The sequence below is a fragment of the Candidatus Micrarchaeum sp. genome, assembly GCF_016806735.1.
GTDB lineage: Archaea > Micrarchaeota > Micrarchaeia > Micrarchaeales > Micrarchaeaceae > Micrarchaeum_A > Micrarchaeum_A acidiphilum_A.
Map to the genome: position 1 here is coordinate 597,365 of NZ_CP060530.1, position 15,427 is coordinate 612,791.

Genomic DNA, 15,427 nt, shown 5'->3' on the forward strand with positions numbered 1-15,427 from the left:
AGATTGCAAAGTATTTTTGCGACTTCCGATGGTAAATGCGTTTCCGGCATGATTGAGTTTGGGTTGTTAGATGGATTTCTTGGTTTTGAGGGTTGTGGTTTTTGCGGTCCTTGCATTTGCATATATGATGTTCGACATACTGAACAACAGAAACGTGCCTTCATATTTTGCTTATGCGAGCCTAGCTGTAGGCGTGGCATTTACCCTGCTGTACCTTAACGCGACGCTGATATTTTATAGTGCCTTAATAGCAGTCGCAACGGTAGGATTTGGATATGTTGTTTACAGGATAGGGCAACTTGGCGCTGCAGACGTGATAGAGCTGGCTGCACTATCGCTGATCATACCCTTCCTTTCGAGACCATTGATTTTTGGGGTTGCACAGTCGTACATGCCCCTTGTGCTCTCTGTAGCCATAAACAGCGGCATAGCTGCACTCATAGTAGTTCCGCTATATTACATACCCAAGGCGCTCGCATCCAAACAGCGCGGCTACAAGCGCAATACTTCGGCAACATACTTCAAAATAGCGCTTATAGTGACCGTTTATGCTTTCTTCGGCCTGTTCCTTATTCTTGTACTGCATGCACCCTATGCGGCGATTGGCATCCTTCTGGTAATCGCTGCAGGATCGGCATTGGTAATGGGATACGAAGGCAGGATGATGGCTTACATGTCGCAGTATGTCACATACAGAAAAATTGAAGCAGGGGATATAATAGCAACTGGAATGATGGAAGCCAAGGATATTGACTACGCCAGCAAAAAACTGAAGCATTTCGAAAGGCTTGTAACCCCTGAGCTCATTGCCGAGTTGAAATCCAAGATGCCGAAGCGCAGGTTTCCAGTCTACAAAAAACCCATACCTTTTGCCGTGCCGATATTCATCGGCGCAGTAACTGCCCTGGCTTTTGGCAACGTGCTGCTCTTCCTTTTGCCTGCATATCCGTGACATATGGGCATTGCAGAAAGCTTTTTAGCCTATTGCATAAAATGATGTATGTGATTGCTTGAACTATGCAAGAGAACATATCAAAAGATATTGGGTCTTCGCTTACAGGCGCGCGCTTGGAATATCTATGTTCACTTTTGCGATAGCTTTGGCAGTAGGCATGCTTTTCACATCCATGCTGTCCAATATTTTTTTCCTTAGCCCGTTGGCAGCTGTGCTGTTTTGGGCGGTTCTCATAGTAATAACCATACTTACGCTAACAGTGAGTTTCTTTGATGCGCACGTATCCACCATAAAATTTATGAACATGGAAGAGAGGCACACCCATAGCAAATATACTGGAATATGGATATTTTCTTTGGTTATAGGGGCACTTGTTTTTATACTTCCGGCAATATTCTCGCAGGATTATGGCGTTGAGCCAGTAATATTGCTTTTCTCGTTCGGAGGAATACTCTGGGTGCTGTATGCGTCAGTAAGGGCGCTTTTCAAGCACAGCTATTTTGAGATAGCGTATGGAGCGAGCGTGCTTTGGATAATATTCGTAATAGGGATAGCTTTCGTAAGCGGGGTCAGCGGAGGGCTGAGCTCCTCACAGAGCATTGCAGTAACCTTTATATCAATGGCTTCGCTCATAGTTGTATTCGCGAGCATGGGAATAACGATGATGTTCAAGTCGACAAAGGAGTTTGTGGTTGACTTTGAGAACGTAATGCGTGCGATAGAGGGAAGGCCCGAGCTTGCAGTTAAAAACTTCGACAATGCTGTTGCAGGCAAACCACACAGAAGCGCAAGAAGGTCTTCGGCTAAAGGGTCCAAATCAAGGAAAAGAAAGTCCAGATAGGAATAGAAGTTTAAGATCTTTCGGCAGCTATGTCGTAAAGCTCCTGCTCATCGCTTATTGAATATATATCGCTCTTTTTTATAGTTGGAATTCCGAAGATGTTTTCATGATGCGCATCATCGGTCATTATGAACTGTACATCGTCAAATATTTCGTTGAACTTTGCATAGAATTCTGACCATTTCTTCAGGGTTCTCATGTCTGCCAGTTCAGCGAATTCAAACCTGTTCTTCTCCTTGAAACCCTTATTGAAGGGTTCCCTGCCTATGTCGAATATGGATATGCTTCCATTTTCCTGTGGTGCAGACCTGGAGCTGGCGGCCAGATGATGCGCAACTTCAAGCTTTGATGACAATGCGCTTTCAAGCTTTACCAGGTTTTCCGGGCTTGCGGATGTGAAACCGTGCTCGTACCTGTAGATGCTGTCTACCGATACGCCCGAGTTTTTGGAAAGCTGCCTCATGCTCATCCCTGAAAGCTTCCTCAGCCTTTTCAGCTCTGAGCCGTTTATCTCAACATTTTCGCTGAAAAATTTCCTTGCGCGCTTGAAGCTCCCGTTATAAAGCATAACTTCAACCGTGTCATCGCTTATGCAGCTGAGACCGTGCCTTGTGAAGACCTTGCGCTCCTCCATTTTCGTGTTTTTGTAAGTCTCTCCCACTACGTAGGCTTCGGCATCAAAAAAATTGGACAGATTGGCAAGTGCCATGCCGTCTTCCGGCGTTACCGAATCTATGTTGCTCACTGATTTTATTATTATCACGCGGCCCTTCTTCTCAGCTATTATGTCGAAAGGAGCGTGGAAATTGCTCACGCTGACGCATGAGAAGCCTGCCCTTTCCATAAGCTTTTCGCACAGCTCTTTGTTGGCCTTTGAACTGCCAAGGTTGGATCGCATAATGCTATTGCTCTTTTATAATTCTTAAATTTTTGCTTTGAGGATTTTCATAACTGGGCAAAAACCTTTGCAGCTATTTCCTTTCCAAGCAGCATTTCCACTTCGCCCCTGTGGCTGCGGATGTCGTTTACGGTACGTATCCCATTGTCGAAAAGCTTCCTTGCCCTTACTCTGCCTATCTGCTCTAGCCTGACCAGGTCCAGCAGCTCAGCCTTTATGCCATACTTGAGCCTTACCCTTACGTCGACAAGATTCCTGGCCGAAATATGCGATAGCTTGGCAAGCTCTATTGCAGAGTATATGACCCAATCGGCATTTGACAGTTTTGCGTACAGGGCACCAGGGGTTATGTGGTATTTCTTTATTATGGATTCCTCGTCTATCTCACTCATCCAGTCACGCAACATAAGAGCCGATGTGAACGGCTCTACGGGATTGTAATAGCCGAAGGAAAGCTCTTCGTATTTGTAAAGAAGGTCGCTTCCGAACCTGTCTTTGTAGAATACGTATTCTGCCTCGGCCTCTTCCGTTGGCCTTAGATATGGCTTCATCTCTACAGTATTTGATATCAGGTACAGCATCGACACTTCGTCCTTTGCCCCGGGCATGAATTCGAGCATCCATTTGGCCGAAAGAGGATCTATGTAAAGTTCGCTAACTCTTTTGCCTATCTTTGTAGCAAGGAGCTTTCCATAATCTTCTATTATAAAGCCCCAATCATAGAGCTCCCTAAGCACCTGCTTGACCGCTGCCTTTATGTGCGAATCATTCCCGTAGATGAAGCCATAGAAGCTCTTTTTGATGAAGTCTTCTATGTCCTCCAAGGCGTTTAGGAAATCCTCAGCTATGAAAGCGAGTATGTGCATTCTCAATACGGAAGCTACTCCAAGCGCAGAGTCTATGGGCTCCGGCGTGCCTATGATATAGCGCATGTAGAGCTCCTGGACTTCGTAGCGCTGGTTTGATGCTATAAGTGCCCTGCCCTCAGTATCATATTTTGGCCTGCCTGCCCTTCCAAAAAGCTGAAGCACCTCGTTTACGCTTATCCTCTCCGAAGTGACGCCGTTGTGCCTGCTAAGGTCCCTTACGAGCACAGTATGCGCCGGAAGATTCACGCCATATCCAAGGGTCGTTGTGGCGCATATTACTTTTATTAGCCCTTTTTTGAATGTGTCTTCGACTATGGCTCTCTGTATGTTGACAAGCCCTGAATGATGGAATGCAACTCCTGCAGAAACACAGAGCGCTAGCTTGGCGCACTGGCTTGTGGGCTTTTCCAGTGCATTCAGTATCGATTGGCTTGCCGCTTCCAGCTGCTTTTTCTCTTCTGCTTTCAAAAGCCCGTTGAGCAGCGAGGCCAGTTTTGCAGCCCCGGCCTCTGCGTTCCTTCTGGTGGAATAGAATATTATCGCCTGCTTGTTCTGCGAAAGCGTATCCTCAACCAGCCTGAACTCTGGGATTTTGCTTTTCCCATTCATCTGCGCCTCGCTTATCTCGTCGTTGTCCCAGTAGAATATCTTGCTGCCCTCAACAACACCCTTGTGCAGCTTTACGGGCCTGTAATCGCTCTTGACGAGCTTTGCCTTGAGCCATGCGGCAAGCTCCTCATCGTTGCCTATCGTAGCGCTCAGGGCTATTATCTGGGCATCGCTTATCCTCATCAGCTTTGTTATCAGCAGCTCAAGCGTAGGGCCCCTGCTTATGTCCGAAAGCATGTGTATCTCGTCAAACACTATGCAGCCCACGGAGCTTATCCATGGTGCCCCGTGCCTTATAAGGCTGTCCAGCTTCTCTGTGGATACGAAAAGCATCTCGTATTCGGAGAGCCACTGATCCGAAGAGTCAAGATCACCCATTGATATTGCCGCTTTTATGTACGGATACGCAGAATGGAATTCCTCGAATTTTTCAGCGACTATTGCGCGCATGGGCGCTATGTAGATGGCCTTCCTCCCTTTTGCTATTATCGAGTTGGCACATGCCATTTCTGCCACAAGTGTCTTGCCGCTTGCTGTTGGTGAAGCCACAAGTATGTTGCTGCCGGAAAAAAGCCCAGCATTTATGGCCATTTCCTGTGGAGGGGTAAGAGTAGTAATGCCCCTTGAGATTATAGATTCCAGTATTTCGTTGGGCAGTCTTCCCTTCAAATCCCTTAGCTCCATTCCAATCAACACAGTGCAGTTGCATATTCCGGAAATGCATATGCTTAATGATTTCTCAGTCAATCTTTAAGCTCGTATTGGTTCCCGCGCCAGGTTATGGCCTTCATTCTGCTCGCCACTATCAAGTTCGCAAGGTACACAAAGTTTATGAATAAGTATATCAGCCACAGGTCGGTACTCCTTTCGGTTCCGGCCCTTTTGTAAGTTTTTATTATGCCTATCACAAACGGGGCTAGAAGCACAGCATACAGGTATGAGATTGCAACCGACAGCACAATTGATGATACGAGCATGGTTATATCGAGCACATATATTACGACGCCAAAGCGGAATACCCTTCTGCTTCCCATTATTGAAAGGGCAGCCTGCCTGTTGGACCACTCCCAGAATTTTCCAAAGCTGTCATCGCTGTTCACGACTGCTATCCTTTCCGGAACGTAGCCTATCTTCAGGTTTCTTTTTCGCGAAGCCCTGGTTATGGCTATGTCATCGGACAAAGACCGCTTGAAATTTTCATAAGCTTCTCCATTGAGCAGGTCTTTCCTGAATGCGAGAGAGCCGCCCCAGCCGAATCTTGTCAGCTCAGATTCCATCATGCCGTCTCCTACAAAACCCCAAGCCATCTTCACCCTTGACCAGAATCCAGACTTGGGCCTGAAAAGCGGAAAAGTTGTCGATATCCCAACGGAAGGGTCTGCAAGCTTGGCAACCATCTTCGAAAGCCAGTCGGCTCTCGCTTCTACGTCGGAATCGGCGATTACATAAACGTCGTAGTCGCTGTATGTTTCGTACGCAGTAGCTATTGCGCGAACCTTGCCGCTGCACTCGGTGCATAATTCTTTCGCAAATATATAATCGACCATATTTTCGTTTAGCGCCTTGATTGCAGGATCATTCTTGTCATCGACAACAGCAACAAGCATGAAGTTTTGGTAATCCTGGGCTTTTAGCGATTTTATGTTAGAATCCAGTGTAACGTCGGTCCCCTTGCACGGGAGTATGACCAGAACCCTGGGCTTGTAGTCTTTAGGAGGTTCCGTGCTTTTTTCAGATTTCCTCTTTAGCCCGGATAGATTTATCAGCATTAGGCCTAGCCACACCAGTGAAAGGAATATGGTAAATAGGTCCAATGCAATATTCATCCAGTTCACGCTTTCAAATCCCGTTTTTTGAGCGGAACGTGGAATTGGCCTTTATGCGCTCAAGCGTTTTTTGGAGTGATATCTTTATGTCCCCCCTGAAATTGCCCTTAGCCCTGAAGAAGCTCTCGACCTTTGAATACTGCTTTTTGCTGCTGCACATGGAAAGGTTGTCTATATAGCGCGGCAGCATGTGGGTGCCTATCTCATATTTTTCCATGAGCTTGGGCCAGCTGTCGTATGTCCATTGCTCTAGCGCGTTGAATGCCGCTGGATTCCCGGACATCACTGCAGGTATTACGAAAGAATCTTGCAGCCTCACTTCAGGAGACATGCAGAACTTGAGCGCTTTGCTTATCTCCTCTCTGCCCGCAAAATAGCCAAAAGTCTGCAACAAGCGCCTTTTTTCTTCCGGATTTTTTGCTTTTTTGTACATGCTTAATACCGTTTCAAAAAGCTTTTGACCCCCGTTTGCTGCGCAAGTCGCATAGATTGAAGAGCGCAGGTCTGGATCTATGCCCTCCTTGCCTGAAGCAGATTTGGAGAAAATCGAATTTGCTTTTTTGATTACATCCGGATTTCCGAGTTGGCCAAGAAGCCTTATTGAATGGGAACGAATCAGTGAGTCTATGTTCTTCTCGTTCTTTTTCTTGCTCCAGCCTTTAGTTTTCAGTATTTCCCCAGCAAAGGCAAGACCAAGCGATTTTACCGCGTCGTACAGCTTGGTGCCATAAAGCATGAAGTCGAGCCAGTCTATGTGCGAGAGTATCGATGCAATGGCCGGATAGCCCACGCCCATGCAATAGCCTTTTACAAATTCGATATAATCTATTGCCTTTACGTTGCCAGAACGCATTAGGGCGAAGAGATCATTTTCGATACCCCACGCATCCAAGCCGGAAAGCTTGCCAGACTTTATTGCATGGCCCAGCTTCTCCAGCCCTTGCTTTTCGTACATTACCCTATACAGGTAATCCTGCTTGTAGTTCAGCTTTAGAATATCGTTTTCAGCATGCGCTATTTCAAGCTTGTCTTTAGTCATCAGCTCAAAGCGCTCCTTGCTTCCGCTTAGGTATTTTATTGGGATTATCCATTTTTGCGAGTCGATACTTGAGCCAACAGGCTTTGATATTACAAACCTTTGCTGGCTAAGCCTTGCCCTTTTCTGCCCATCGTTCACCTTTATGATTGGATAGCCGGTGTTGTCGAGCCACGTGTTCGCAAATTTTTTTATGAACTTGCCGTTTGGCATTGACGATTTGAGTGATTCTTCATATATCGCGTTCCAGAGGTCATATTTTGTCGCGTTGGAGTACGAATGCTCTTTTAGATAGCCGTGCAGTCCTGCCCTGAACACTTCCGGGGTGGCAAAATCCTCAAGCATGTGCAGGAATGTGCCGCCTTTCTCATAGCTTATTTCATCAAAAATTTCGTTTATTTCTTCAGGAGTTGAAACATCTACGCTTATTGGATGAGTATGGATCAAAGAATCCGCAGAAAATGCGGTTGCTATCACATCATCAAAATACTGTATGTCCATCTGCCATTCAGGGAAAACTGCTTCCATAGCCTTAAAGCTCATGTACGTTGCAAAGCTTTCGTTAAGCCAGAGGTCATTCCACCATTCCATCGTGACCAAATCTCCAAACCATTGATGGGCAAGTTCGTGCGCTACGGTTTCTGCTATTTGCTGTTTGTACGAAACGGCTGAATCCTTTTCAGTTCCAAGCATTGCGGTTTCCCTGAATGTTATTGCTCCCCAGTTTTCCATTGCCCCTGCCGCAAAGTCCGGTATTGCTATCAAATCCACTTTTGGCAAAGGGTATTTTATCTTAAAATAGTCCTCATAAAATGCAATGAATTTCTTTGCATAGCCAAGCGCCAGATAACAAAGCTGCTTTTTGCCAGGAGTTGCCAGCACATTTATCTTTAGCTTGCCCAGGCTTGTGCTTACGCTTTCGAATTTTCCAACGCCTAAGAAGAGCAGATATGAGGACATTTTAGGCGTTTCCATGAACTTGACTGTCTTCCTGCCATTGCTTATAGTTTCCGATTTTACCGGCATGTTTGAGATTGCACGCATCTCTTTAGGTATTTCCATCGTGACATCAAACGTTGCCTTAAAGCCAGGTTCGTCAAAGCACGGAAATGCTGCGCGGGCATCCGCAGCCTCGAATTGCGACGTAAGGATATATTCTTTTGCGCCTTTCTGGTTGGTATATTCGCTTTTGTAAAATCCGTACATGTCTTCGTTGTTTATTCCGCTGAAATTTATAATCAGTGTGGCTTTGCCCGAAACTGCTTTATTGAAGCTTAATGTTGTGATTTTATTTTTTTTGTCGATTTTTACGCTGCAATCCTGTTCTGAACCGCTTGACATTATTTTTGCATGCTTGAACTTTATTTTATTGGAGTTTATTTTTATCGAATTTGTTTGTTTTGATATTGACACCAGAATTTCTTCCGTCCCTTCATATACGAAGTTCTTGAAGTCAGTATTAAAAAATAATTTGTAGTTAATTGGCTTCACTATGTCCCCTAGCCTGTTCGCGCTTGCTTTGGTTTTTTGATATTTTGATTGCATATATACACCCTATAAACATGGTTTTAGAATTTTAAACATCAACTGCCTAAGCCCAGCTGTTCGATGGTTTCCTTTACTGCCTTCCTTACTGCTTCGTCGCTTGAATAAGTGTTTTTCCATCCTTTTGAGTATAGCTTTACAGGAGACAGTTCAGCAACTTTTACGTCACCTTTCCAGCCGCCGCCGTCTTCAGTCTTTACCAGCATTTTTTCAACGCCTTTTGCACCCATTTCCTCTATAACCATGTCTGCAATTTTCATTACGGAAGTGGTGCCTTCATTTGCGATATTGTAAACGTCAAGATCCTTGGTTTTTTCATGCGAGAAAACCATTGCCCTTATGCAATCGGAAACGTGTAAATACGATTTTCTTTGCGTTCCATCCCCAAGTATTTCAAGTTTTTTGCTATCCTTGACAAGTTTTTTTATGAAATCGAATATTACGCCGTGTGTAGAGTTCTTGCCAACTATGTTTGCGAACCTGAATATTGTTGACTTTATCCCGTAATAATTTGAATATGCGCTTATCATTGCCTCATCGCTAAGCTTTGAAGCGCCATATGATGATATGGGAAGTAGCGGCCCATATTCTTCAGGAGTAGGCAGAACTTTTGCAACCCCAAAAACAGTAGAGCTTGAAGAAAACATCAGATCGCTTATCCCGTTCTTTCGCGCTGTTTCCAGGATATTGAAGGTGCCAAGTATATTAGAATCAAAATCCTTTTCAGGGTTTTCAAAACCGTGCCGTACATCTGAATTTGCAGCGAAATGTATTATTGAATCGGCTTTCAGCTTTAAGGCTTCCTCTCTTTTTGTTATGTCGATTTTCGTTAATTTTAGGTCTCCAAGTTCGTACAGAGGTTTTAGAAATCTGTCGTCACCTGTTGATGACAGATTATCCGCAACTTCAACCGAATGGCCTTCCTTTAAAAGCAGCTCAACCATATTCGACCCTATAAAACCAGCACCACCAGTAACTATTATTTTCTTCGACTCCATTCCAACACGATTTCTTTTAAAAAAGAAATTATAAAAAGTGGTCATAAATTTAGTTGTATTTGCCTGCTTGCCCTAAATTCTATGCTTTTGATCAATTTTTTATGGTCGCTGAGGAATTCCAAGGTATACTCTCTGGATTTTATAAGTGTGTATTCGATATTCATCTTGTTTGAAGTTATCCGATCTTCTTTCATAAACGTACCCAGATAACAAAGGCGGACGTAAGCAGGGACTTTTTTCTGCTCCTGCATAGTTATAGATACGTTGGCTTTTATCGATTTAGGGCTTCTTTTTGATTTTGAGCCGTTTTCTGGTGAATCCGGAACGCCCTGGATTTTTTGTAGATGGATTTCAGGCTCTATTTCGTTATACCCGATGGTTTTTATGAATAAAGTGTCTGGAGACAGTTTTAAGCCATCCCTTTCTACCATATAGTTCAACGCGCCGAAACCGGATTCCAGATGTTTTAGCTTGGCTATTATTCGTTCTTCTTCCACATTGAAAAATACAAGATCTTCTACAGCCTTTTTTGCCACATCGGTAGGCTGCTTGAGATAGATTTTGGATTGGCATAGCCTTCTGATATCTTGGTCTATGTCGGTTATGCTGTGGACTAATAGCATTAGACCCACGCCCAATTTCCTGAAATCCTGAATCCTTGAGCGTATGTCCATAACCGTTGCAGATTTTTGGTCCTTGAAAAGCATTTGGGCTTCCTCAACGCATATGAGCATGCGAAGACTTCCGTCTCCTTTAGTATCAAATTTTGAGGTTTCCGAATACAGCTGATTTAATATCAGTGCATAAAAAAAGCTTTTCATCTGGACGCTGACTTCCGAAACATCGAATATTATCCCGTCTTCCAGCAATTTGCCAATGCTTATTGATTCTCTGCCAGAATATTCCGGAAATTGGAGTATTTCTATTAGGCCTTCCAATGAGGATTTTATGTTCTCGCCATGCTTTGTATATTTTACTCCGGTGTTGCTTCTGCTTCCGTGAAGCTCTATTATCGATTCGCTTATTTCCTTGTATATTGATATGGGATCGATCGCTTTATTGTTGGAATAATAACGCCTGAATGCGTTTAGCAGGCATTTCTCAAGCGGCTTCTGATAAGGGCCAGACTCTGAAGCTGACGCAAGCAGCATTGATAGATCCTGGTAAAATCTTTTAATTTCTACCCCTTCCGGAGGAATGAAAAAGTTTATTGGAACCCCATCGGAGCATATTTTTATTACATGCATGCCATGCGATTTGCCGAAATTAGCCCATTCGTCGGTTGGAGCTATTACGGCTATTTTAGGTTTTTCTTCCTGCTTGCTTAGCTGCGATATTATGCCCATAGCTTCGCTCGTTTTGCCTGTCCCTGGAAGGCCGCTTATTATAAAGCCCAGGTTGAAAAGGTTTTTGGGCATCTTTATATCTTTATAGTAATCGGCAGACGAGTATTTTACCGAACCTACCTTAATTCCGGATTCAGAAAATGAGGGCTTTGAATTAATCACATATTTCAGATCGTAATTGCCATAGGGCTTTAGGAGCTTGGCCGCAGCTAAGTTTCCAAAAGGTATCATTTTTGTTTTATTGACATAATCGAAGACCTCCGTTATATTATTCGTGTTTATCTCTGCATTCCCCATCACAAGTGCCTTTGAATGCACATATTCCGAAATTTTATCCGTGTATTCTTGATCCACGATGTAGAATAGGGCTATTTTATATGATACACCATTGTTCATTATCGCAAAGTTTATTTGCTCTAGCGCCTCTTTTAGGATTCCTGATTCTTCGGAGTTGTCAAAAATTTCATGTTGAAACGAAGTTGAATCGCTGTTTCCCAAATTTAGAAAATTTCTCCATGTTGAGTTAAAGCGGTTTGGCATAGAGCTAAGTGTTTTTTCCATCTCTGCCTTTACGTTTCCAAGTTCTGAGGTGACCAAAGGCACAAACACTATGCCAAAAACTCCGGATCTTACCCCTATGTCAAATACGTCAGAGAATAGATCTTCCCTGATTGATTCTATTGATTTGTAAAAAAGGCACACGGACGCTTTTTTGAAGGCAAGCTGCTTATTTGCTAGGGAAAACGAGAGCCCGTCCATAGTGCTTGATATTAAATTTATTTTTTCAGACGGGTTTTCACAGTTTAGTTTGATGAATGTGCTTTTTGATTCGAAATCGTATAAAACCGCAAAACCGTCTGCGTATATGCGTTCCAACAACAATTGGCCATTGAATCCGTCGCTTGGGACGCCATCGAATTTGAATAAGTTTGATTCAGGCATGCAGAATCACTACCAAAAGTTGCAATGAAAGCATTAATACCAAAAGCGATGTACTGGCGGCCCGCAAGTATTTTTCCCTTAGAATTGCGTTAGAGCATAAGGCAGAAATCAGAATCAAAACTACGATTGGTACCGCAAATGCCTTAATCCCTGAGAATATTGAAAGGGTGGATAGAAGCCAACAGGAAAAAATTGATAGAGCCAGTGTAACCCTTACCGTATGCGTGCCCTTTTTCGAACCCCCATATAACCGTGATATGTTTGCGAGCATTTTAGGCACCTATGAGCATCCAAATGCCGAATAGTATTATCAACAGCGATACGATCATTTCCTTTATTTGACGTTTCTCAGTATATCCGTAAAGCACTGAAGCTATCGCCACCAAAAAACAGACTGAATCGGCAAGCGTATACAGTAATGACGTGTTAGGTTTCAGCATCATGAAGTATCAACCTTTGAGATTCGAACATAAGCGAGCATAAGGCCCCCTTTCTTGAAAATGTAGAGATAAGCGAGTCAAATTCTGCATAGTCTGATTTTCTGCATGCAACGATATTTAGCAAACCATTTTTGAATTTGTTTGAAAGTATCCTTGACGTAGTGCAGTTCAAAAAAGAGCTAAAGTCCATATAGGAGGCAATTTCTAATATTTTCTTGGGATTTTTTTTGTTAATGTATACGCCAGAAGCCAGGTTTTTTTCATATGCAAGCCTTGAAGCTACAGATTTTCTGAAGTTTTTTGAACAGCTTATGAAATTGCCACATATTACTGTAGTGAAATCAGAATATGTTGCTGCTCCAAATGCAGGCACATGGCTTTCAAATGGCAGCATGTTGTAAGTTGCATTGATGCCATATGCCTCTTCCTTGAGTATCGCCATGCTTCGCTCTTCAAAACTTGAAGTCTTTCCCTCGCCAAATTGCAAGTAACATCCTACTTTGTCCAAATCAGAATACAGCTTAACCGAGTCCTTTGCGTTTATCTTGGATGAAATAAAAAATAGCATGAACAGTCCAGATAGCCCAATGAAAAGCAATCCCTGCACCATGCCATATTGGAGCAAAATGAATCCAGATGCCGTAAAAAGCAATGCAAACGACAACAATTCATTGCTAGATAGATTCATCGATAAGCACCCTTTTATAGCCAATGGCCCATTTTACCGTTTCAATCTCGACTCCTGAAGAGGTGCAAAACCTGCTTATGGCGTTGTCATCGTTCCAGTATGCCTTTGATATTGACTGAAAAAGATTCGAGAATTTTGACAAGTCCGTTGATTTTATTGCGTTCTCGCGTATCTTTTTGATTGCGATTTCGGATAGTACAATGTTGCTTCTTCGGATTTCTTTATATAATTCAATTGCCGATTCATTTTCGCTTTCATCGGGATTGTCCTTTTTCACACCTCTTAACGAGTCCATAAGAATCGGGTAAAGCGATTCCAGCTTTGCAGAGTAAGAATCTTTAAGATATGCCAGTATTGAAAGGGTAAGAATTGAAATGTCGCACAAACTCAAATCTTCAGCCGATCTTGACTTGAATTCCAGTGAAATGCTGTCACGATATAAATCGATCTGCAGTTTTGCAGGTTTTGTGCCCAAATCCAGGTCAAACGAGTAATAGTTCCCTCTTGAAATAAGTTTTGCATTTGGTAGGAAAGACATGACACGCATCAATTCATTTCCAGAAACAAGGCGTTCGGCTTTTACGTTTATTTTTCTCTCAGCAACCATACTATCTTTTTTCATTTCAAGCACCAGATTTTTGCAATGTGTGTTTAATCGATGCCGCGATAATAATGTCTTTGATTCCCAACTTCCGCATGAAATATATTACTTTTTCCCTGGTGCAGCCATTATCAATGAGCATGCGGACAATCTTTTCTATGGAGATGGATCTAAGCTCGCTTTCTATTAAGAAATCGAGTTTTCCGCTTATCTCCTTTCCGAATGCATGTTCGGCAGCTTCCATTATCGAACGCTTAGTAAGGGTATATTCCATGGAATCACACTTCACAGTACAGAAACCTATCTCGAATTTTTGTATGTGCTTTATAGCTGACTTTTTTACCTTTCCGCCAAGGCTTAGCATTATGCAGTAAAACGATCCCCTTTCCAACTCCGGAAGAGCTATAAGCTCTTTTTCTTCCAACAGCATTGACGATTTAAGCGAATTCAAGTTATCCGTTCCGTATATCTTGAACAGGAATATAGTACCGGCATTGTAGATTATTTCGTTGTTGACGTCTCCTAAAAGTTGTGTTGCGGCTATTATGCCTATCCCGTATTTCCTTCCTTCCCTGAATATTCGTGATATTTGGACTTTGGTATCAGGATTTCCTAAAAAGTGCCATATTTCATCAACAAACACTGACATGTCCATGCTGCCTATTGAACCCATACAGTCAAGAATTTGAGATAGCAACAGTGTAGCCTTTGACAGCTTCGCCTCAGCTTCAAATTTTGACAGGTTAAGGTATTGGCCCTTGGATTTTGAAAATCCTGCTTTCGATTCGGATTCGGATAATGCCAATGCATGTGCTATTCCGGCGTATTCCCCAGACCAATCTAATATTATAATGCGCTTGCCTGCAATTGATGAGAATTTCATTATCAGGTTTAGCATCAGGTTAGTTTTTCCAGACCCTGAAGTGCCGAGTATTGCAATATGCGGATTTATGAGGCTCTTTCTTACATAGAATACCGGATCACGGTATTTTTGGGTTTTGCCTATGTAAACAGCTTCTTCTAACTCTTCTAGGGAATTTTGCGGCTCCGAAGGCTCAAAGAAGGGGATTTTAGAAACAAGAGATCCAACAGGGATTATATTTTTCATTTTTACCACTAATGGATGGCCCGGATTATTTCAGAAGCCTTCAAAACCTTTGAGGTTGAACCAAGTACCGAATCGAATAGGCTAGACACTTGCTTTATGGCCATTTTTGCAGAATTCTGTGCGGCATAGGCGTTATCCCCGTACTCTGACACTATAACGTAATAATGGACGTTTACTGGAGTTCCGCCAGATACGAAGTCTTCTATTTCAGCGCTTAGGTGGCTTATTTCGGCTCTGAGCCTTGCCTCCACCATTGCGGACTTATGGGAGGATTTGTCAAGGCGCGAAAGCTGTATCTCTTTTATTCTTTTCTGTGTCTGCAGCTTTTCCATGAAATTTTTTAAATTGACCCTTTCGACAGATGCCATGAACCTGAAAGGAAATTCTGTTTTGGATATTATGCTTTCCATACTATCCCTGTCCAGTTTCCCATTTCCGGATCCGTTTATAGATGAAGCAGCTATTGCAGTGTATCCATTGTTCGATCTGCTAAGTAGACATAACTTGTCATTTCCTTCAATTATATTGCCATCGCTGCCGTTAACGCCAAGTAACCGCTCGGAATGAATTATGTTGGCTTTGGTGTCTATTATCAAAAGTGCATAGGCTATGCCGAGCAGTAGTGCCATTGGCCAGTAATTATGCATAAATGCGATTATAAGCAGAGCGATGCCAGCCTGCATTATCAGGTTCTCGTTTCTTCTTAGTGCATTTTTAATCTTCAT

Annotated in this window: 12 protein-coding genes; 2 read left to right on the forward strand and 10 right to left on the reverse strand. The window is 43.1% G+C overall.

Annotated elements, in window-relative coordinates; translation table 11 throughout:
- Nucleotides 1-70: 70 nt before the first annotated feature.
- Nucleotides 71-952: a hypothetical protein gene (locus Micr_RS03190; RefSeq protein WP_203134239.1), complete on the forward strand. Its 882-nt coding sequence runs from the start codon at nucleotides 71-73 to the stop codon at nucleotides 950-952.
- Between the two features lie 58 nt (nucleotides 953-1,010).
- Nucleotides 1,011-1,796: a hypothetical protein gene (locus Micr_RS03195; protein ID WP_203134240.1), complete on the forward strand. Its 786-nt coding sequence runs from the start codon at nucleotides 1,011-1,013 to the stop codon at nucleotides 1,794-1,796.
- Nucleotides 1,797-1,806: 10 nt separating this feature from the next.
- Here Micr_RS03195 and Micr_RS03200 read toward each other — a convergent pair whose 3' ends face one another.
- From Micr_RS03200 to Micr_RS03245, 10 genes are all read right to left on the reverse strand, one after another.
- On the reverse strand, nucleotides 1,807-2,694 hold the full coding sequence (locus Micr_RS03200) for a helix-turn-helix domain-containing protein (RefSeq protein ID WP_203134241.1): 888 nt from the start codon (nucleotides 2,692-2,694) through the stop codon (nucleotides 1,807-1,809).
- 47 nt (nucleotides 2,695-2,741) lie between these two features.
- Nucleotides 2,742-4,856, reverse strand: a complete 2,115-nt coding sequence (locus tag Micr_RS03205; RefSeq protein ID WP_203134242.1) for a DEAD/DEAH box helicase — start codon at nucleotides 4,854-4,856, stop codon at nucleotides 2,742-2,744.
- Between the two features lie 59 nt (nucleotides 4,857-4,915).
- Nucleotides 4,916-5,998: a glycosyltransferase gene (locus tag Micr_RS03210; RefSeq protein ID WP_203134243.1), complete on the reverse strand. Its 1,083-nt coding sequence runs from the start codon at nucleotides 5,996-5,998 to the stop codon at nucleotides 4,916-4,918.
- Between the two features lie 13 nt (nucleotides 5,999-6,011).
- Entirely contained in the window at nucleotides 6,012-8,579 is a 2,568-nt protein-coding gene (locus tag Micr_RS03215; RefSeq protein ID WP_203134244.1) for a M1 family metallopeptidase, read from the reverse strand.
- Between the two features lie 38 nt (nucleotides 8,580-8,617).
- Nucleotides 8,618-9,577 (reverse strand): NAD-dependent epimerase/dehydratase family protein, encoded by a 960-nt coding sequence (locus Micr_RS03220; RefSeq protein ID WP_203134245.1) that lies wholly within the window; start codon nucleotides 9,575-9,577, stop codon nucleotides 8,618-8,620.
- A gap of 41 nt (nucleotides 9,578-9,618) precedes the next feature.
- Complete coding sequence (locus Micr_RS03225; protein WP_203134246.1) at nucleotides 9,619-11,865, reverse strand: ATP-binding protein; 2,247 nt, start codon at nucleotides 11,863-11,865, stop codon at nucleotides 9,619-9,621.
- A gap of 426 nt (nucleotides 11,866-12,291) precedes the next feature.
- Nucleotides 12,292-12,993, reverse strand: coding sequence for a hypothetical protein (locus Micr_RS03230; protein ID WP_203134247.1), 702 nt, complete (start codon nucleotides 12,991-12,993; stop codon nucleotides 12,292-12,294).
- Nucleotides 12,980-13,615, reverse strand: a complete 636-nt coding sequence (locus tag Micr_RS03235; protein WP_203134248.1) for a hypothetical protein — start codon at nucleotides 13,613-13,615, stop codon at nucleotides 12,980-12,982. Before Micr_RS03235 ends, Micr_RS03230 begins: the two co-directional genes overlap by 14 nt.
- A 1-nt stretch (nucleotide 13,616) precedes the next feature.
- Nucleotides 13,617-14,702 (reverse strand): helicase HerA domain-containing protein, encoded by a 1,086-nt coding sequence (locus tag Micr_RS03240; RefSeq protein WP_203134249.1) that lies wholly within the window; start codon nucleotides 14,700-14,702, stop codon nucleotides 13,617-13,619.
- An 8-nt stretch (nucleotides 14,703-14,710) separates the two neighbouring features.
- Nucleotides 14,711-15,427: a hypothetical protein gene (locus Micr_RS03245; RefSeq protein WP_203134250.1), complete on the reverse strand. Its 717-nt coding sequence runs from the start codon at nucleotides 15,425-15,427 to the stop codon at nucleotides 14,711-14,713.